At 72.9% G+C, this 19,153-nt stretch carries 16 protein-coding genes and 1 pseudogene; 8 read left to right on the top strand and 9 right to left on the bottom strand.

Annotated features, from left to right (window positions below; translation table 11 throughout):
• Nucleotides 1–89 precede the first annotated feature (89 nt).
• From H8R17_RS40660 to H8R17_RS40650, 3 genes are read right to left on the bottom strand one after another with little or no spacing between them, the layout of a single operon-like run.
• The gene (locus H8R17_RS40660) at nucleotides 90–869 is read right to left on the bottom strand and encodes an SseB family protein (protein ID WP_187828221.1); all 780 of its coding nucleotides are present in this window, start codon (nucleotides 867–869) and stop codon (nucleotides 90–92) included.
• 58 nt (nucleotides 870–927) lie between these two features.
• A complete protein-coding gene (gene mycP, locus H8R17_RS40655) occupies nucleotides 928–2,100 on the bottom strand; it encodes a type VII secretion-associated serine protease mycosin (protein WP_187828218.1) in 1,173 nt (390 codons plus the stop codon).
• Nucleotides 2,097–2,909, bottom strand: coding sequence for a hypothetical protein (locus H8R17_RS40650; protein ID WP_187828220.1), 813 nt, complete (start codon nucleotides 2,907–2,909; stop codon nucleotides 2,097–2,099). Before H8R17_RS40650 ends, mycP begins: the two co-directional genes overlap by 4 nt.
• A gap of 1,639 nt (nucleotides 2,910–4,548) precedes the next feature.
• Here H8R17_RS40650 and H8R17_RS40645 point away from each other — a divergent pair.
• Nucleotides 4,549–5,751, top strand: coding sequence for an amino acid deaminase/aldolase (locus tag H8R17_RS40645; RefSeq protein WP_187828217.1), 1,203 nt, complete (start codon nucleotides 4,549–4,551; stop codon nucleotides 5,749–5,751).
• A 16-nt stretch (nucleotides 5,752–5,767) separates the two neighbouring features.
• Here the strand turns inward: H8R17_RS40645 and H8R17_RS40640 are convergent.
• From H8R17_RS40640 to H8R17_RS40625, 4 genes and pseudogenes are all read right to left on the bottom strand, one after another.
• Nucleotides 5,768–6,730, bottom strand: a pseudogene (locus H8R17_RS40640) (DUF2510 domain-containing protein).
• Nucleotides 6,731–6,952: 222 nt separating this feature from the next.
• Nucleotides 6,953–7,735 (bottom strand): 3-oxoacyl-ACP reductase, encoded by a 783-nt coding sequence (locus H8R17_RS40635; protein ID WP_187828216.1) that lies wholly within the window; start codon nucleotides 7,733–7,735, stop codon nucleotides 6,953–6,955.
• Nucleotides 7,732–9,114 carry an aldehyde dehydrogenase gene (locus H8R17_RS40630; protein WP_187828215.1) on the bottom strand — a complete coding sequence of 461 codons (1,383 nt, stop codon included), beginning with the start codon at nucleotides 9,112–9,114 and terminating at the stop codon, nucleotides 7,732–7,734. Before H8R17_RS40630 ends, H8R17_RS40635 begins: the two co-directional genes overlap by 4 nt.
• Before the next feature lie 8 nt (nucleotides 9,115–9,122).
• On the bottom strand, nucleotides 9,123–10,487 hold the full coding sequence (locus H8R17_RS40625; RefSeq protein ID WP_187828214.1) for a glutamine synthetase family protein: 1,365 nt from the start codon (nucleotides 10,485–10,487) through the stop codon (nucleotides 9,123–9,125).
• Nucleotides 10,488–10,593: 106 nt separating this feature from the next.
• Here H8R17_RS40625 and H8R17_RS40620 point away from each other — a divergent pair, with 106 nt between their 5' ends.
• The 5 genes from H8R17_RS40620 (at nucleotide 10,594) to H8R17_RS40600 (ending at nucleotide 15,804) form a co-directional block, all read left to right on the top strand.
• The gene (locus H8R17_RS40620; RefSeq protein WP_187828213.1) at nucleotides 10,594–11,328 is read left to right on the top strand and encodes a FadR/GntR family transcriptional regulator; all 735 of its coding nucleotides are present in this window, start codon (nucleotides 10,594–10,596) and stop codon (nucleotides 11,326–11,328) included.
• A gap of 149 nt (nucleotides 11,329–11,477) precedes the next feature.
• Nucleotides 11,478–12,923 carry an ethanolamine permease gene (gene eat, locus H8R17_RS40615; RefSeq protein WP_187828212.1) on the top strand — a complete coding sequence of 482 codons (1,446 nt, stop codon included), beginning with the start codon at nucleotides 11,478–11,480 and terminating at the stop codon, nucleotides 12,921–12,923.
• A gap of 45 nt (nucleotides 12,924–12,968) precedes the next feature.
• Nucleotides 12,969–13,658 carry a gamma-glutamyl-gamma-aminobutyrate hydrolase family protein gene (locus tag H8R17_RS40610; RefSeq protein ID WP_316959690.1) on the top strand — a complete coding sequence of 230 codons (690 nt, stop codon included), beginning with the start codon at nucleotides 12,969–12,971 and terminating at the stop codon, nucleotides 13,656–13,658.
• Between the two features lie 198 nt (nucleotides 13,659–13,856).
• Nucleotides 13,857–14,786: a 5'-3' exonuclease gene (locus tag H8R17_RS40605; protein WP_262505895.1), complete on the top strand. Its 930-nt coding sequence runs from the start codon at nucleotides 13,857–13,859 to the stop codon at nucleotides 14,784–14,786.
• A gap of 175 nt (nucleotides 14,787–14,961) precedes the next feature.
• Complete coding sequence (locus H8R17_RS40600; protein WP_187828210.1) at nucleotides 14,962–15,804, top strand: siderophore-interacting protein; 843 nt, start codon at nucleotides 14,962–14,964, stop codon at nucleotides 15,802–15,804.
• Between the two features lie 58 nt (nucleotides 15,805–15,862).
• Here H8R17_RS40600 and H8R17_RS40595 read toward each other — a convergent pair whose 3' ends face one another.
• Nucleotides 15,863–16,162, bottom strand: coding sequence for a hypothetical protein (locus H8R17_RS40595; RefSeq protein ID WP_187828222.1), 300 nt, complete (start codon nucleotides 16,160–16,162; stop codon nucleotides 15,863–15,865).
• Between the two features lie 113 nt (nucleotides 16,163–16,275).
• Nucleotides 16,276–16,509 carry a hypothetical protein gene (locus H8R17_RS40590; RefSeq protein WP_187828209.1) on the bottom strand — a complete coding sequence of 78 codons (234 nt, stop codon included), beginning with the start codon at nucleotides 16,507–16,509 and terminating at the stop codon, nucleotides 16,276–16,278.
• Nucleotides 16,510–16,751: 242 nt separating this feature from the next.
• Here H8R17_RS40590 and H8R17_RS40585 point away from each other — a divergent pair, with 242 nt between their 5' ends.
• Together H8R17_RS40585 and H8R17_RS40580 are read left to right on the top strand one after the other, a co-directional pair.
• Nucleotides 16,752–17,837, top strand: coding sequence for a glycine betaine/L-proline ABC transporter ATP-binding protein (locus H8R17_RS40585; RefSeq protein WP_187828208.1), 1,086 nt, complete (start codon nucleotides 16,752–16,754; stop codon nucleotides 17,835–17,837).
• Nucleotides 17,830–19,153: ABC transporter permease subunit (locus H8R17_RS40580; RefSeq protein WP_187828207.1), on the top strand; the 1,324-nt coding region annotated here is incomplete at its 3' end. The genes H8R17_RS40585 and H8R17_RS40580, both read left to right, overlap by 8 nt.

The raw sequence follows: 19,153 nt of genomic DNA, 5'->3' as shown, positions 1-19,153 counted from the left end.
CGGCCCAACGCCACACCCCCGGCCCGAGACACCCCCGGGCCGGTCACACCATACGAATCAACGACCCGCGAAGTACGGGACTAGCTAGGTCAGCGGCGTACGAACAAGGGCTCGCCCGGTGGGGTGGTCCCGGCCGGCAGCAGTGCCAGGTCGAGGCCGCGCACCAGGCGGGCCCTCAGTGTCTCGTCGGCGGCGAGGCGCTCGACGACCGCGCGGGCGGCGTCGGCCGGGGGTGCGGTGGGGTCGAGCACGAGAGCGAGGGTGCCGTCGGCCTGTCCCGGACCGAGGTGGGCCCACAACACGGCGGGCTCGGCGGCGACGACTGTGCGTACGGCCTCGATGACAGCCGGGTCGGCGAGCGGGTCGGTGGTCGTACGGCCCTCCGCGAGCGCGCGCAGCGCGGCGCCCGTCAGCTCGAACGGGACCGGGCCGGCCATGTCCAGGACGACGGTGTCGGCCTTCTCGTGCGCGGCGGCCTGCAGGGCCCGGTGCAGGGGTACGGCGACGGGGCGGGCCGCCGGGTCCCACCGGGCCAGGGAGTCGGTGGAGGTGAAGGCCGGGAGAGCGGTGCGGTTGCCCGCCTTCAGCGTCGGGACCGCCATGTCGCTGGTCTTCTCGCGGCGCAGCCCGCCCCCCCGTCTCCCGCCACCGCCCTTCCAAGGAGCTTCGCGCCCCTCCTGATCGTCCTCCTCGGCCTCGCCGAGCACCGCCACGACGGGGACCAGCAGCCGCGCGCCCTTGAGCGCCTCCAGGACCGGGCCGAGGGCGGTGCGGTCCTCGGCCCAGGCGGTGAGCGCGGCGCTCAGCCGGGGGTCGGCGGAGCCGTCGTCGTCGGAGAAGCCGGGGTCGGGGATGTCCTTGTTCGCCACGGTCACCGACCCTACCGGGCACTGTCGGGGGCTGCTGCTGGGCTTGGCGTTGGTCTGCTCAGAGGGTTGGTCTGCGACCTCTCCAGAGGACTACCGCTGCTACCAGGAGGACTCCGCCGGCGCTGCCTGCCAGGGGGGCCGCCCAGTCGGTGGTGTTGTTCTCGGAGGTGGCGGTGTCGGGGCCGGGGCCGAAGTACTTGTCGCCGTAGGCGGCCGAGTGCAGGGCCTCCGGCTTGAGGCGGGCGGCGGCCTTGATGGCGGCGGCGGGGTCGATGAAGCCGAAGCCGCGGGAGTCGTCGCGGCCGTCGGCGGGGGCGTTGCGCGCGGTGTCCTCCAGGAGATCTTTGATCTGGGCCGGGTGCAGGCCCGGGTGGGCCGCCTTGACCAGGGCGACGGCGCCGGAGACGAAGGCGGCGGCGGCGCTGGTGCCCCAGCCCTCGTAGTACCGGCGGTCGGGGTCGGCGATGACGACGTCGACGCCGGGGGCGCTGACGGTGGCGTACCAGCGGCGGGTGGAGAAGGCGGCGCGGGTGCCGAACTTGTCGACGGCGGTCGCGGCGATGACGCCCGGGTAGGCGGCCGGGTAGGAGATGTGGTCGCCCTTCTCGCCGCCGTTGCCGGCCGAGGCGACGACGGACACGCCCTTCTTCAGGGCGTACTGGATGGCCTCGTCCTCGGCGGGTTCGGGGTGGGCGGAGGCGGAGTCGTCGCCGAGGGAGAGGTTGATGACGTCGGCGCCGTGGTCGGCGGCCCAGCGGATGCCGTCGGCGAGGGCGTTGCCGCGTTCGCGGCGGGCCTTGGCGCGGGACGGGTCGCCGTCCTCCAGGATCACCCGGACGGGAAGGATCTTCGCCTCGGGGGCGATGCCCATGACGCCGTCGGCGCCGCCGGGGCCGTGTCCGTGGCCGGCGATGATCCCGGCCATGGCGGTGCCGTGGCGGGCCCAGGCGCGGTCGCCCTGCTCGGCGCCGAAGCCGACCAGGTCCTTGCCGGTGAGGACGTTGCCGACGAGGTCGGGGTGGTCGGCGTCGACGCCGGTGTCCAGGACGGCGACGGTGACACCGGCGCCCTTCGTCGTCTGCCAGGCCTCGCGGGTGTGCATGGCGTCCAGGGCCCACTGCGAGGCGCGTATGCCGTCGGCGTGCGCGGGGGCGGGCGGGAGGAGGGCGAGGACGGCGCCGAGGAGGAGGGCGAGGACGCCGGCGCGGCGGGTGGTCGGGGCGGCGGTCATGCCGGCTGCTCCGTGCCTGAGCGAACGTTCTTGCGCAGGTCGCGTTCGACGCGGTCGGCGAGGCCCTGCGCCTCCTGGCCGAGGCCTGCCTGGGCGGGGGCGGTGGTGGCGCCGGACTCCATGGCCTCCTCGGCGGGCTGGGGGTCGTCGACGGTGCGGCCGTCGGCCCAGCCGGAGACGGAGTAGACGACGACGGGGGCGTCGGTGAGGACGGAGAGGGTCCAGGAGGCCCGCTGTTTCGCGCCGAAGTGGGCGGCGACGGTGTCCTTCGCGGCGTACGGCAGGGGCATCAGGTCGGTACGGCGGGCCAGGCGGTCCCGGTCGAAGCGGCGGGCGAGGGAGGCCATGGCGGCGGCGTCGGCCTTGGTGAAGAGCAGGCCGACGGTGGTGACGTAGCTCTCGGTGGCGTCGGTGTAGGTGGCGCGCAGCAGGCGTTCGCAGCCGACGGAGGTGAGGGCCTTGCGCAGCAGGGGGTCGAAGGCGTCCGCGCAGCCGCTGTCCGGGGCGACGGCGATGCGGGTCCAGGTGCGGTCGGCGCCGCCGGGTCCGGCACCCCGTCCCTCGACGGTGGGCGGGAACAGCTGGTCCACGGGAAGGCTGTGCCAGAGTCCCCCGGCGGTGGTGAAGGTACTGCTCGCCTCGGCGGTCCCGGAGTCCCCGACGAGCCAACTCCCGGTGACGGCACCGCCGATGAGCCCGAGCCCGAGCACCAGACAGGCCGCCGCGGCAGCAGCCTGCGACCGCCCCCGCCGCCCCAACGGCCGCGGTCGCGCATCGTGGTCGTACCCCTCGGGCTCCCCGAACGACACGAGAGGCCGCGCGCCGCCGACACCGCCCGGTGCCACGGGGGCGCTCCAGGAGAGAGCGGGATCCGGCGAGACAGACGCGGAGTGCGCACCGGCAGGGGCCCAGGCCGCCCCGTCAACAACCGCGCCCGCACACACACCGCCCTCGCCGCGCGACGCCGCGGACGAGTCTCCGGAGCCGGAGTCGCGGCCGACCCCGGCGGACGAGGGTCGCGCGTACGACGACCCGGCACCGGGACGGCTGCCCTCCCCGGGCGCCACGGACTCCTCCCGACCGACTGCCGGGGCAGACGCGGGGCGCGAGAACGACAACCCCGCACCGGAACGGCTGCCTTCGCCGGGCGACGCGAGGTCCTGGCCGTCGGCAGCGCGGGCGGGCGCGGGGCGCGAGAACGGCGACCCGGCACCGGGACGGCTGTCCCCTCCGGGCGGTGCGGGGTCCTGGCGGTCGACGGCCGACTCCGGTGGCGGATCCGCGGGGATCGGGCGCAGGCGGGCGGTCGTCTCGGTCGAGGTTTCGCTGGGTGCGCCCGGGCGTCGGGGCGCAGAGGGCTGGCCGGGCCGCGGCGGTACGGTGCCGGAGGCGGGCGTACCGACCGGCCCGCGCCGGATGTCGCGGCCGAAGTCCCGGCCGCTCTCCCGCCCGACGGTCGGCGGCGCGTCCGGGAAACGAGCGGAGGCTCGCGGCGGGGGCGGCGTCCCGGGCCCGGCACTGTCTGGCTCGGTGGGCCCGAAGCTCGGGAAGCGGCGCCGGGCACCGGGGAACGCCGAGAAACCAGCGGCGTCGGAAGGACGGGACTGACGGGACTCGGAGGAACCGACGGCACCGGAAGAGCCGGACTCGGAGGAACCGGCCGGAACAGAGCGCCCGGGCGTGGGGTGGCCCCCCTCGGTCGCGCCTGCGCGCCGAGACGCCGGACCGACGCCCGAGCCGTCCCCGACCGCACCGGAACCCGACTCACGCACGCCGAAGGGAGCGCGCTGGGACGGAACTCCATCAGGCGACCCCGGGCGGCTGTCGGATGCCTCCTCCGCCGCTCCGCCGGAGGCAACCGCCTCATGGCGCCGCACCGACGGACCCGGCTCCGAACCACCGTTCTCCGGCGAACGGCCCGCAAACCCATCCGACCGTCCGGCCCCCTCGGCAGCCGCGCGTGCCGCTGACGTCGGCGGCGTCCTCCCGGGCTCGTCGGATTCCTCGGGTGTACGGGGGGCTGGTTCGGTCGGGTCGGTGTCGGTCGGTGTCGGCGGGTGCGCCGGACGTGGGGGCACCACAGGTGCGGTAGGCGGTTTGGGCGGCCTCGGGGGGACGGGTGGCTGCGGGGGTGTGGACGAGGGTGCGGTGGCGCGGTGCGCTTCTGTGCTCAAGGCACCCCCCGTTTCCTCGTGACCGGGCCGTTTCGTCGTACGCGGGCCGGTGTTCTCCTGGCCGGGCCCGGTGCGGGCTGGTCCGCCCCGGGCACGCATACCCGCACGGACGGTCCGCCATCCCGGCACGGGTCGTGGGCCGGAGTCGTACCGCCGCGCGTGCGCGTCACTCTACGGCGTGCCGCCACCCCAACGGGAACCAGTCCGCGTCACCGTGGCATCTGCCCGGATCGTCCCCCTACCCTGCGGTAATCCTGTCTGGCAGGCTGCGCTCATGACTGCGCGCGCCGCCGACCGGGCCCGTTACGACCGGGCCACCGCTCATCTCGACGCCCCTCTCGCGATCGTGGACCTGGACGCCTTCGACGCCAACGCGGACGATCTGGTCCGCCGGGCGCACGGCAAGCCCATCCGCGTGGCCAGCAAGTCCGTGCGCTGCCGTGCCCTGCTCGAACGCGTCCTGGCGCGGGAGGGCTTCGCGGGGATCATGTCCTTCACTCTCGCCGAGTCCCTGTGGCTGGCCCGTTCCGGCTTCGAGGACGTGCTGCTCGCCTATCCGTCCGCCGACCGTGCCGGGTACGGCGAGCTGGCCGGCGATCCCAAGCTGGCCGCCGCCGTCACCGTGATGGTCGACGACCTGGCGCAGCTCGAGCTCATCGACGCCTCCCGCGAGGGCGGGCGCGAAGTGGTGCGGGTCTGCCTGGAGTTGGACACCTCCCTGAAGCTGCTCGGGGGCCGGATGCGGGTCGGCGCCCGGCGTTCCCCGCTGCACTCCCCCTCCCAGGTCGCCGGCCTGGCCCGCGCGGTGGCCCGGCGGCGCGGCTTCAAGGTCGTGGGGATCATGGCGTACGAGGGTCACATCGCCGGCGTCGGAGACGCCCTGGCGGGCCGGCCGCTGCGGTCCCGTGCCATCCGGTTGATGCAGGCCGCCGCCAAGCGGGAGCTGGCCGAGCGGCGCGGCGAGGTGGTGCGCGCGGTGCGGGCCGCCGTGCCCGACCTGGAGTTCGTCAACGGCGGCGGCACCGGCAGCGTGCAGCACACGGCCGCGGAGGGCGCGGTCACCGAGATCGCGGCCGGGTCCGGGCTGTACGTGCCGCGGCTGTTCGACAACTACACGTCGTTCAGCGGGCGTCCGGCGGCGCTCTTCGCGCAGCCCGTCGTCCGGCGGCCTGGGGTGGGGGTGGTGACCGTACTCGGCGGGGGTTATCCGGCCTCCGGTGCGGCCGGGCGCGACCGGCTTCCGGTGCCGTATCTGCCGGAGGGGCTGCGCTACGACCCGCAGGAGGGCGCCGGCGAGGTGCAGACGCCGCTGCTGGGTTCGCCCGCCGACGATCTGCTGATCGGCGACAAGGTGTGGTTCCGGCACGCGAAGGCCGGTGAGCTGTGCGAGCGGTTCGAGGCGCTGCACCTGGTCGAGGGCGAGACGGTGACGGCGACAGTACCGACGTACCGCGGCGAGGGTCACACCTTCCTGTGACGCGCCGCGGGCCGAGTCACTGGGTCGGGCGGATGCTGCTGCCCACACCCCCGCCGGTGCCCGCGTCGCCGGCCGGTCGGATGCCCTTGGTGATGCGGTCCATGTCGGCCAGCGGCGGCCTCTCCTCACCCGCGTCGAAGATGTAGCGGACCAGGGCCGGTGACTCGGTGCCGACGCTGGACGGGAAGACCAGCGACTGCACGTGCCCGCCGGGGCCCTTGGCGGTCGGACGCGCCAGCGGACGTGGTATCCGGCGCGGCCCGCGACCGCGACCGGCCCGGACTTGACGAGTTTGTGGGACTCGATGCCACCGAAGGGCTTGTCGCCGACCAGGTCGCGGTCGTAGGCGTCGTCGGCCGCCTCGGAGATGTCCTGCTTGGCGAGGGCCTCGGGGGACGTCTCGTCGTTCTCGGTCACCGTGCGCAAGATGACCGTGCCGCGCCGGCACACGCCGCCGTCGCCGGGGCAGTCGTAGGTGCCGTCGGTGGTCATCATCACGTCGTCCTCGGCGACGTACCAGGGCCTGACCCAGCCGTCGAGCAGCGGGAAGGGGACGCCGTTGAGCTGGTCCTCGACGACGGCGGGGTCATCGGCGGACGGCTCGGACGCGGACGCGGAGGGCGTGGACGCCGAGGGTGCAGGCTCGTCACCGCCGGCCGGGGCGCCGGAGTCACCGGGGCCACGGGCGGCTCGCCTCGGTCCCTTCGTCCCCGAGCACCACCGCGCCGGTGACGATCGCCGCGACGAGGACGGCACCGGCGGCGGTGATGGCCACGGCCTTCGCACGCGCGGTGCCGCCGCCCGGGGACGGCGGCACCGAGGGGACGGGCGGTGCCGCCGGTACCGGCGACCGCGGCACCGGCGGTACCGCGGCCTCCGGCGCGCGCCGGTGCTCGGTCCAGGCCGTGCCGTCCCACCAGCGTTCGACGTGCGGGGCCGACGGATCGCGGTACCAGCCGGGCGGAGGCGTCATGCTCATCCCGGCACTGTAAGGGGTCCTTGCACTATGAGCGCCCGATTAGGTCGCGTGGTCTGGTGCCGTGCATCGCAAGGCGCCGGAGAGCCCTCGATGGGGGTGCCCCCGCTCGAGCAAAGCCGAGAGTGGGGGAGGAGCTACCAGGGCTTTTCGGCAACGCGGCGAGGTGCGGTGCCAGGCCGCGCGACCCGGGCGGGCATAGTGCAAGGACCCCTAAGGCGATACCTACAGCGGCGTGACATATGCCCCCGAAATCCCGCCGTCGACCAGGAAGTCGGTGGCGTTGACGAAGGACGAGTCGTCGCTGGCCAGGAACGCGACGGCGGCGGCGATCTCCTCGGCCTCGGCGAACCGGCCCAGCGGGATGTGCACCAGCCGGCGGGCGGCGCGCTCGGGGTCCTTCGCGAACAGCTCCTGCAGCAGCGGGGTGTTGACCGGGCCGGGGCACAGCGCGTTGACGCGGATGCCGTCGCGGGCGAACTGCACGCCCAGCTCGCGGGACATGGCGAGGACGCCGCCCTTGGACGCGGTGTACGAGATCTGCGAGGTGGCCGCGCCCATGCGGGCCACGAACGACGCCGTGTTGATGATGGAGCCCTTGCCCTGTCGCCGCATGTAGGGGATGGCGGCCTTGCAGCACAGGTAGACGGAGGTGAGGTTGACCTCCTGGACACGCTTCCAGGCCTCCAGGCCGGTCTCCAGGATGGAGTCGTCGTCGGGCGGGGAGATGCCGGCGTTGTTGAAGGCGATGTCCACACTGCCGTAGGTGTCGTACGCAGCCTTGAACAGGGCCTCGACCCGCTCGGGGTCGGTGACGTCCACCTTGACGAAGGTCCCGCCGATCTCCTCGGCGGCGGCCTTGCCGCGGGCCTCGTCGACATCGCCGCACACGACATGGGCGCCCTCGGAGGCCAGGCGGCGGGCGGTGGCGAGCCCGATGCCGCTGCCGGCCCCGGTGAGGACGGCGGTACGGCCGACGAGTCGGCGGCAGATGATGTCCTGGGTCACTGTGCGGGGCCCTCCGTGCTGATGAAGACGTTCTTTGTTTCGGTGAAGGCGGTCAGCGCGTCCGGGCCGAGCTCGCGGCCGATGCCGGACTGTTTGAAGCCGCCGAAGGGGGTCCAGTAGCGGACGCTGGCGTGGGAGTTGACCGACAGGTTGCCCGCACGGACGGCCTGCGAGACGCGCAGGGCGCGACCGACGTCCCGCGTCCAGATGGAGCCGGACAGGCCGTAGTCAGTGGCGTTGGCGAGCCGTACGGCGTCGGCCTCGTCATCGAAGGGCAGCACCACGGCAACGGGACCGAAGACCTCCTCGACGGCCACGCGCGCGTGCGGGGCGACGTCGGTGAGGACGGTGGGCGGGAACCAGAAACCGGGGCCCTCGGGCACCTTGCCGCGAATGCCCTTCAGGTCGTCCGTGACGTACGAACGGACGCGCTCCAGCTGGGCCCCGGAGATCAGCGGGCCCATCTGTGTGGCCTCGTCGGCCGGGTCGCCGACGAGAACGGACTCGATCGCGGGGGCGAGGAGGTCGAGGAACCGGTCGTAGGCGCTGCGCTGGACGAGGATGCGGGTGCGGGCGCAGCAGTCCTGGCCGGAGTTGTCGAGGAAGGACATCGGGGCCGCCGCTGCCGCCGCTTCGAGGTCGGCGTCGGCGAAGACGATGTTGGGGCTCTTGCCGCCGAGTTCGAGGGTGACGCGTTTGAGCAGCGCCGAGCCCTTCGCCAGCACCTGTTTGCCCACACCCGTCGACCCGGTGAAGACGATCTTCACGATGCCTGGGTGCTCGACCAGTGCGGTGCCCGCGACGGGCCCGTGGCCGGGCAGCACCTGGAACAGGCCCTCCGGAAGGCCCGCCCCCAGGGCGAGTTCGGCCAGCCGCAGGGCGGTCAGCGGGGTCGTCTCGGCGGGCTTCAGCAGCACGGCGTTGCCGGCCGCGAGCGCGGGGGCCGTACCCCAGGCCGCGATCGGCATCGGGAAGTTCCAGGGCGCGATGACGCCGACCACGCCCAGCGGTTCGAGGATCGTGACGTCGAGGCCGCCGGCCACCGGGATCTGGCGCCCGGTCAGCCGCTCCACTCCCCCGGCCGCGTAGTCGAGCAGGTCACGGACGTTGCCCGCCTCCCAGCGGGCGTTGCCGACGGTGTGCCCGGCCTCGCGGACCTCCAGCTGCGCCAGTTCCTCGAGATGCGCGTCCACCGCGCCGGCGAACCGGCGCAGCAGCCGGGCGCGGTCGCCGGGCGCGAGCGCAGCCCACTGGGCCTGTGCCCTGGTCGCCCGTGCGACGGCCGCGTCGACGTCGGCCGCCGAGGCGGCCGGGACGGTGGCGAGGACCTCCTCGGTCGCGGGGTTCAGTACCTGAAGCTCATGGGACTGGTGGGACAAGAAGGGCCTCACATGCGTTCGAAGGAGCGGCGCAGCTCCCAGTCGGTCACCGCGGCGTCGAAGGCGTCCAGCTCGACGCGCGCCATGTTGCGGTAGTGCGCAACCACCTCGTCGCCGAAGGCGGCCTTGGCGATCGGGCTGTTCTCCCACAGCTCGGCGGCCTCGCGCAGCGTGGTGGGGACGTGCTCGAAGTCGGCGCTGTAGGCGTTGCCGGGGCAGGGCTCGGGCAGCTCCAGCTTCTGCTCGATGCCGTACAGGCCCGCCGCGACCAGCCCCGCCACGGCGAGGTGCGGGTTGACGTCGCCGCCGGGCAGCCGGTTCTCGAAGCGCAGCGAGCGGCCGTGGCCGACCACCCGGAGGGCGCAGGTGCGGTTGTCGTAGCCCCAGGCGACGGCGGTCGGGGCGAAGGAGCCCGGCTGGAACCGCTTGTAGGAGTTGATGTTGGGTGCGTACAGCAGCGAGAAGTCCCGCAGCGCGGCCAGCTGTCCGGCGAGGAAGTGCCGCATGACCTCCGACATGCCGCCGGGTCCGTCGCCCGCCATGGCGTTCGCGCCGTCCTTGTCGGCGAGCGAGAGGTGGATGTGGCAGGAGTTGCCCTCGCGCTCGTTGTACTTGGCCATGAACGTCAGCGACATGCCCTGCTGGGCGGCGATCTCCTTGGCGCCGGTCTTGTAGATGGCGTGCTGGTCGCAGGTGACCAGAGCCTCGTCGTAGCGGAAGACGATCTCGTGCTGGCCGGGGTTGCACTCGCCCTTGGCGGACTCGACGGTCAGGCCGGCGCCGGTCATCTCGTTGCGGATGCGGCGCAGCAGGGGCTCGATGCGGCCGGTGCCGAGCACGGAGTAGTCGATGTTGTACTGGTTGGCCGGGGTGAGCCCGGTGTAGCCCGCGTCCCAGGCCTGCTCGTAGGTGTCCTTGAAGACGATGAACTCCAGCTCCGTGCCGACCTGGGCGGTGTAGCCGTACTCGGCCAGGCGCTCCAGCTGGCGGCGCAGGATCTGGCGGGGGGCGGCGACGACCGGCGAGCTGTCGTTCCAGGCGAGGTCGGCGACGAGCATGGCCGTGCCCTCGTTCCACGGGACGCGGCGCAGCGTGGTCAGGTCGGGGTGCATGGCGAAGTCGCCGTAGCCGCGGTCCCAGGAGGACATCGCGTAGCCGTCGACGGTGTTCATCTCGGCGTCCACGGCGAGGAGGTAGTTGCAGCCCTCCGTGCCGTGGGCGAGCACCTCGTCGAGGAAGAAGCGCGCGGCGAACCGCTTGCCCTGGAGCCGTCCCTGCATGTCCGGGAAGGCCAGGACGACGGTGTCGATCTCGCCGCCCGCGACGAGGGCGTGCAGTTCCTCGACGCTGAGCGGGGGTGTGCGGTCTGCCACGGGAAGGCCTCCTTGGGGCTGCTCTAGGTCGGCCGGATGGAGCGCGGGTCAGCCGGAGCCATAAGGTATTGCCGAGAACCATTGCTTGGGAAGGGGGCACGGCCAGATGCCGGAGGAACTCGGCGGCGGGGTGCCGGACCGGCTCACGCCGGTGCTGCGGCCGGTGCGCGCGGGCAACGGCTTCGAGGAGGCGCTGGAGCAGATCCTGCAGGTGGTACGGCTGGGTCTGGTGCCGGGGGGCGAGCGGCTGCCGGCCGAGCGGGAGCTGGCCGAGCGGCTCGGGATCAGCCGGGTGACGCTGCGCGAGGTGCTGAAGGTGCTCCAGGACCAGGGGCTGGTGGAGTCGCGGCGCGGGCGGTACGGCGGGACGTTCGTGCTGCCGCGCACGGACGCGGGTGGCGAGGACGAGCTGCGGCGGCGGAGCACCGAGATCGACATCGAGGACGTGCTGCGTTTCCGGGAGGTGCTGGAGGTGGGCGCGGCGGGGCTGTGCGCCGGCCACGGCCTCGCGGACGAACAGGCGGAGCGGCTGCGGGAGGCGCTGGCCGGGACCCGGGACGCGCCGCTGTCCGACTACCGGCGCCGGGACACGCTGTTCCACCTCACGCTCGCCGAGCTGTGCGGGTCGCCCACGCTGACCGCGCAGTACGCGGCGGTCCGGGCGACGGTGAACGACCTGCTCGACTGCATCCCGCTGCTGGTGCGCAACCTGGAGCACTCGCAGCGCCAGCACACCGCGCTGGTCGACGCGGTGCTCGACGGGGACGCGGACGGGGCGCGGGAGATGATGCGCGAGCACTGTGGAGGAACGGCGGCCCTGCTGCGGGGATTCCTCGGGTAGGGCACCCTCCCAGGGGCGGGGTTTACGGCGGCTTAACGCACGGGTCTTGCTTTCCTGCCGTCACTCCCACAAAGGTATGCATCCATTCCATTGAGCCGGTGGCCGGTCGACTCCGCCGCCATGTCGCAGCCCCCTGGGGGAACCGTCCCATGACCCTGGAATCCGACAACACACAGGCCGCCGGCGAGGCGGACGACTATCTGGAGCGCAGGACGCTGCGTCGGGGCAGCGCCGGCTGGCTGCTGCTGACCGGCCTCGGCGTCGCCTACGTAGTCTCCGGCGACTACTCGGGCTGGAACTTCGGCCTGGCCGAGGGCGGCTTCGGCGGTCTGGCGATCGCCATGGTGCTGATGGGCGCCATGTACACCTGCATGGTCTTCGCGCTCGCCGAGCTGTCCTCGATCCTGCCCACGGCCGGCGGCGGCTACGGCTTCGCCCGCCGGGCGCTCGGCCCGTGGGGCGGTTTCCTGACCGGCACCGCGATCCTCATCGAGTACGTCCTCGCGCCCGCCGCGATCTCCATCTTCATCGGCGACTACGTCGAGTCGCTGGGGCTGTTCGGGCTGGAGTCAGGCTGGCCGGTCTACCTGGCCTGCTTCGTGATCTTCATCGGTGTCCACCTGTGGGGCGTGGGCGAGGCGCTGCGCTTCAGCTTCGTCGTCACCGGCATCGCGGTGGCGGCGCTGATCGTGTTCGCGGTGGGCGCGCTGGGCTCCTTCGACGCCTCCTCGCTGGACGACATCCCGGTGGACTCGTCGGCCGTGGGCGCGAGCTCCTGGCTGCCGTTCGGGCTGCTCGGCATCTGGGCGGCGTTCCCGTTCGGCATGTGGTTCTTCCTGGGCGTCGAGGGCGTGCCGCTGGCCGCCGAGGAGACCAAGGAGCCGGCCCGGACCCTGCCGCGGGCGATCCGCTGGTCGATGGGCATCCTCGTGGTGCTGGCGGTGGTCACGTTCGTCGCGGCGGCCGGGGCGCGCGGCTCGGCGGCCGTGCAGGAGGCGGGCAACCCGCTGGTGGAGGCGCTCCAGCCGGACGGCAAGGCGACCACGCTCAGCCGGATCGTCAACTACGCCGGTCTCGCGGGCCTGGTGGCGTCGTTCTTCTCGCTCATCTACGCCGGTTCGCGCCAGCTGTTCGCGCTGTCCCGCGCGGGCTACCTGCCGAAGTTCCTGTCCCTGACCAGCAGCCGCAAGGCGCCCTACCTGGGTCTGCTGGTGCCCGGGGCGATCGGCTTCGCGCTGGCCGCCGGCACGGGTGACGGTGCGCGCATGCTGAACGTGGCCGTGTTCGGCGCCACGATCTCGTACGCCCTGATGTCGCTGTCGCACATCGTGCTGCGCCGCCGCGAGCCGGAGCTGCCGCGGCCGTACCGTACGCCGGGTGGCATGCTGACCTCCTCGGTCGCGCTGGTGCTGGCCTGTGCGGCGCTGGTGGCCACGTTCCTGGTGGATGTGACGGCCGCGGTCATCGCGCTGCTGGTGTACGTGGTGGCGATCGCGTACTTCGGCATGTACAGCCGGGGGCACCTGGTGGCGAAGGCGCCGGAGGAGGAGTTCGCGGCGCTGGCCGCGGCGGAGGCAGAGTTGTCACGGGACTGAAATCGACGCGCTGCAATCGAGCTTGCACTAGTTGGAGGAGCAGGAGTGGCCAGGCCGCTGATCGGCGTCAGTACGTATCTGGAGTCCGGGGCCCGCTGGGGCGTCTGGGAGCTGGAGGCGGCGCTGCTGCCCGCCGGGTATCCGCGGCTGGTGCAGCGGGCGGGCGGGCTGGCCGCGATGCTCCCGCCGGACGCGCCGGAGCACGCGGCGGCGACCGTGGCCCGGCTCGACGGCCTGGTGATCGCGGGCGGCCCCGACGTCGAGCCGGTCCGCTACGGCGCGGAGCGCGGTCCCCGTACGGGGCCGCCCGCGCGGGAGCGGGACGCGTGGGAGCTGGCCCTGATCGATGCGGCCCTGGCGGCACACGTTCCGCTGCTGGGCATCTGCCGGGGGATGCAGCTGCTGAACGTCGCCCTGGGCGGCACGCTCGTGCAGCACATCGACGGGCATGCCGAGGCGCCGGGCGTGTTCGGCCACCATCCGGTCAAGCCGGTGCCGGGCACGCTGTACGCCGGTGCCGTCCCCGAGGAGACCTCCGTGCCGACCTTCCACCACCAGGCCGTGGACCGCCTCGGCGCGGGCCTGCTCGCGTCGGCGTACGCCGGGGACGGCACGGTGGAGGCCGTCGAACTGCCGCCGTCCGCCGGGTGGGTGCTGGGCGTGCAGTGGCATCCGGAGATGGGCGCGGACCTGCGGGTGATGCGGGCACTGGTGGGGGCGGCCGGGGGCGGGTGAGGGTTCGGGAACTGCTGCGGATTCATAACGCCTGGGCGCGTTGAACCACGGGCGCCGCAGGCGGTTCCGCGCGCTCATTTCCGGCATGCCCGTGGCAGCACGCGGCTGAGCATGCGACCTGGCAACAGGACTCGCAGTGATGATTGCGGTGGCGCCGCTCAGTCTCAGGAACGGTGACTGTCAGTGCCGTACGGCATGATGCGGGACGTGACCGGACGACTGATGCTCCTCGACACCGCCTCGTTGTACTTCCGCGCCTACTTCGGCGTCCCGGACTCGATCAGGGCCCCGGACGGCACGCCGGTGAACGCGGTGCGCGGCCTGCTCGACTTCATCGACCGCCTGGTCCGGGACCACCGGCCCGACCAGCTCGTGGCGTGCATGGACGCCGACTGGCGCCCGCAGTGGCGAGTCGAGCTGCTCCCCTCCTACAAGGCGCACCGCGTCGCCGAGGAGCACGAGGCGGGCCCGGACGAGGAGGAGGTGCCGGACACGCTGTCGCCGCAGGTGCCGGTCATCGAGGCCGTCCTGGACGCGCTGGGCATCGCGCGCGTGGGCGTCGCAGGGTACGAGGCGGACGACGTGATCGGCACGTTCACCACCCGGGCGAACGGCCCGGTCGACATCGTCACGGGCGACCGCGACCTGTACCAGCTGGTCGACGACGCGCGCGGGGTGCGGGTGCTGTACCCGCTCAAGGGTGTGGGCACGCTCCAGCTGACCGACGAGACGTGGCTGCGCGAGAAGTACGGCGTGGACGGCAGCGGGTACGCGGATCTGGCGCTGCTGCGCGGCGACCCGAGCGACGGCCTGCCGGGAGTGCCGGGCATCGGCGAGAAGACGGCCGCCAAGCTGCTCGCCCAGTTCGGCGACCTGGCCGGGATCATGGCGGCGGTCGACGACCCGGCGGCGAAACTCACCCCGGCCCAGCGCAAGCGGCTCGGCGAGGCCCGGCCGTACGTCGCGGTCGCCCCGAAGGTCGTCCGGGTCGCCGCCGACGTCCCGCTGCCGGACGTCGACACGACGCTGCCGCGCGCACCGCGCGACCCGGCGGCGCTGGAATCACTCGCCGCCCGCTGGGGACTCGGGGGTTCACTGCAGCGGCTGCTGACGACGCTCGCGGTGTGACGGCTCAGACGGCTCCGGGACGCCGCGTGCGCAGGGGCAAAGCCTTACCCGTCGATCCCGTACGACCGTTGCATCCTCATCGGTCTTTCACGGCCGAGGTGTCAACTGGGGGAGGTGCTGCCGAGGGGAAAGTGCTAACTTAGGTAAACCTAAGCTAGTTGGCAGGGAGGCCGTCATGGCAGAACGTCCGGCCCGCAGGCCGCGCAGGCCCTATTCCGCGCAGATCGTCCGCACCGAGCGGCTGACCCCACATATGCAGCGCGTGGTGCTCGGCGGCGACGGCCTCGCCGGGTTCGCGCCGGACACCTGCACCGACCACTACGTCAAGCTGCTGTTCCCCCCCGAAGGCGTGACGTATCCGGAGCCCTTCGACCTGGAGCGGATCCGCGAGGAACTCCCGCGCGAGCAGTGGCCGGTGACCCGGACGTACACCGTGCGCCACTGGGACCCCGTCCACCGCGAGCTGACGCTGGACTTCGTGATCCACGGCGACGAGGGCCTGGCCGGCCCGTGGGCGGTGAGCGTGGAGCCGGGCGAGACCGTCCGGTTCATGGGCCCCGGCGGCGCCTACGCGCCCGACCCGACCGCCGACTGGCATCTGCTCGTCGGTGACGAGAGCGCGCTGCCCGCGATCGCCCGCTCCCTGGAGGCCCTGCCGCGCGGCGCCCGGGTGCACGCGTTCGTGGAGATCGCCGGGCCCGAGGAGGAGCAGAAGATCGACTCCGACGTGGCGGTCGTCTGGCTGCACCGCGGGGACCGCCCGCTCGGCGAGGCGCTGGTCGAGGCCGTGCGCGGACTCGCCTTCCCCGAGGGCCGGGTGCACGCGTTCGTGCACGGCGAGGCGCACTTCGTGAAGGAGCTGCGGCGTCTGCTGCGCGTCGAGCGGCAGATCCCGCGCGAGGACCTGTCGATCTCCGGCTACTGGCGGCAGGGCCACGACGAGGACGGGTGGCAGGCCTCCAAGCGGGAGTGGAACGCGCGCATCGAGGCAGAGGAGACCGCGAAGGCGGCCTCCTGACGTTCCCGGCCCTGCACCGACGGCGGCAGGGCCGGTTGCTTCCCGCGCCGGAGCTCCCTCACACCGGCCGCTGGCAGGACCGGAAGGTGCGGACCGACAGCCACACCGCCGCCACCGCCGGCGCGACCCCCGTGGAGACCCTCGGCCGGCACGGCCACCACCACTGACGCGCCTTCAGCGACGGCGTCGGCACAAGGTGCCGGGTGCCGGGCGGAACCTCCTCGGCGGCCAGGCGCTCCCGCTTGTCGTCAGGAAGCTCGTCCAGCGTGGGGCGCAGCCCTTCGATGATCTTTGCTGTCTCCTGCGGGTCGCGCCGGACGGGCAGGCCGAGGTGGTGGGCGAGCGTGCGGATCTTCATCGTGATCAGCTTCTTCGGGGCTGTTAATCCAGTGTGCGCTGCTCAGCAGCCATCCGACCAGTGCACGACGGATGCACACGGGGCCGAGATGGCCCGCTTTCGCCGCACGCTGGTCACCCGTGGCCCAGGCGGCGGACGGCGTGGGTCTCGGCGCGTTCCACGGCGCTGCGGCCGTGGGTGTGCACCAGGGCCAGGTGGAACAGGGCCGGGGCGACGGGGGCCCAGCGGCGGACGCGGTCCGGGCGCAGGAGGTGGCGGATCACGTCGGCCGGGCGGAACGGCAGCCGTTTCGCCCCGTCCCTGGCGGGCCGGGCAGGGGCGGAATGCCGCGTAACCGGTTGCGGCACGCCCCTGCCCCCTCACCCCGCGCTACGGCATCCGCCCTTACTGCGCAACGTGTTGCAGTGTGCGCATGCGCTGTGAAGCAGCCCACTTGTGCGTTTGCCCTGCGAGAACGGGGGCAAGCGCGGGCTCGGAGCGATGCCGGTTGCGATTTCGACTGTTCCGTCGGTTCTTTCACCGTCGCAGCAGCCGAACCGTCGCGGCCCGTCGCTCCGTTTCCATTGCCGCCGAGAACGAGAAGGTACGCGTGTCAGCCAGACTTGAGGCCGAACGCCTCTACAAGGTGTTCGGCAGACGACCGGACGAGGCAGTTCAGCGGCTCCGGGAGGGAGCCGACCGGGAGGAACTTCGCGCCGAGGGCACCACGGCCGCCGTTATCGACGCCTCGTTCACGGTGGAACCGGGCCAGACCTTCGTCGTCATGGGCCTGTCCGGCTCCGGCAAGTCCACCCTGCTGCGCATGCTCAACGGGCTGCTGGAACCGACCGCGGGAGAAGTCCGCTTCGACGGACAGGACCTGACCGCGCTCAGCGACCGCGAGCTGCGCGCGGTCCGCTCGAAGAAGATCAGCATGGTCTTCCAGCACTTCGCGCTGTTCCCGCACCGCAGCGTCCTGGAGAACGCCGCCTACGGCCTCGCCGTCCAGGGCGTGCCCCGCGCCGAGCGCGAGAAGCGCGCCGCCGAGGCGCTCGGCCTGTGCGGCCTGGCGGGCTGGGAGAAGTCCTGGCCGGACGAGCTGTCCGGCGGCATGCAGCAGCGCGTCGGCCTGGCCCGCGCGCTCGCCACGGACGCCGACCTGCTGCTGATGGACGAGTCGTTCAGCGCTCTGGACCCGCTGATCCGCCGCGACATGCAGGACCAGCTCCTGCAGCTCCAGCAGTCCCTGAAGAAGACCATCGTCTTCATCACCCACGACCTGAACGAGGCCATGCGCCTGGGCGACCGCATCGCCGTGATGCGCGACGGCCGCATCGTGCAGATCGGCTCGGCCGAGGACATCCTGGTCCGGCCCGCGAACGACTACGTCGCCTCCTTCATCAAGGACGTCGACCGCTCCCGCGTGCTGACCGCGAGCGCCGTCATGGACACCGGGCTGCGCGGCGACGAGGCCGACTGCGGCTGCGAGACCGCGACGCCCGACACGCCGTTCACCGAGCTGTGCGCGATCAGCGCCCGGCTCACGCACCCGGTGGCCGTGCTGGACGCCGAGCGCACCCTCGTCGGCGTCGTACCGAAGCAGCGGCTCGTGGGCTTCCTCGGCGACCAGGACGGCGATCCCGCGCCCTGCGACAGTCCGCGGCAGGGCGGCGAGGCGGTGATCGCCCATGCCTAGGCTTCATTTCGGCGACTGGATCGAAGACCTGGTCGACTGGCTGCAGTCCCATCTGACCTGGGTGTTCGACATCGTCCAGTCCGTGCTCGGCGGCATGTACGACGGCGTCGACGCGGTGCTCGGCGGCGGGGAGCCGCTGCTGATGGCCGGCATCCTCGCCGTGATCGCGTGCTGGCTGCGCGGCCTGCTGCCCGGCGCCATGGCCTTCGTCGGCCTCGCCCTGATCGACTCCCTCGGGCTGTGGGACGACGCGATGGACACGCTGTCGCTCGTCCTCGTCGCCGCCGTCATCACGGTCGTACTCGCGGTGCCCCTGGGCATCTGGGCCGCGCGCAGCAACCGGGTCAGCGCTCAGCTGCGGCCGGTGCTCGACGTGATGCAGACGATGCCGGCGTTCATCTACCTCATCCCCGGCGTCATGTTCTTCGGGGTCGGCACCACCCCCGGCCTGCTGGCGACGATCATCTTCGCCATGCCGCCGGGCGTGCGGATGACCGAGCTGGGCATCCGGCAGGTGGACGGCGAGCTGATCGAGGCGGCCGACGCGTTCGGCACCACGCCCCGCGACACGCTGGTCCGGGTCCAGCTGCCGCTCGCGCTGCCGACGATCATGGCCGGTGTCAACCAGGTCATCATGCTGGCCCTGTCGATGGTCGTCATCGGCGGCATGGCCGGTGCCGGCGGCCTCGGTGAACAGGTCTACTCCGCGATCACCCAGCTCAAGGTCGGCCTGGCCGCCGAGAGCGGCGTGGCTGTGGTCATCCTGGCGATGTACCTGGACCGCATGACCGGAGCGCTGGGCCAGCGGGTCTCCCCGCTCGGCCGCCGGGCCGCCGCCAAGGCGGCCGCCGCCCTCACGGGACGCCTCAAGGTCGCGCACTACAAGCCGGGCGGCGCCGTCGCCGTCATCGGCGTCGTGGTCCTCGCGCTCGTCGCGGGCGGCATGAACCTGGCCGGCTCCGACGGCACTCAGCAGGCCGCCTCCGGGTCCACGAACGTCGGCCAGGGCAAGCAGATCAACATCGGCTACATCCCCTGGGACGAGGGCACCGCCACCACCTACCTGTGGAAGGAGCTGCTGGAGCAGCGCGGCTACGAGCCGAAGGCCAGCCAGCTCGACCCCGGCCCGCTCTACTCGGGCGTGGCCCGCGGCGACATCGACTTCCAGACCGACGCCTGGCTGCCGACCACGCACAAGGCCTACTGGGACAAGTACAGCTCCCAGCTCGACGACCTGGGCTCGTGGTACGGGCCGACGTCGCTGGAGCTGACGGTGCCGTCGTACGTGAAGGGCATCGACTCGCTGGCCGACCTCA

Source organism: Streptomyces sp. TRM68367 (assembly GCF_014495685.1).
Lineage (GTDB): Bacteria > Actinomycetota > Actinomycetes > Streptomycetales > Streptomycetaceae > Streptomyces.
This window is presented reverse-complemented; position numbering and strand designations above follow the sequence as displayed.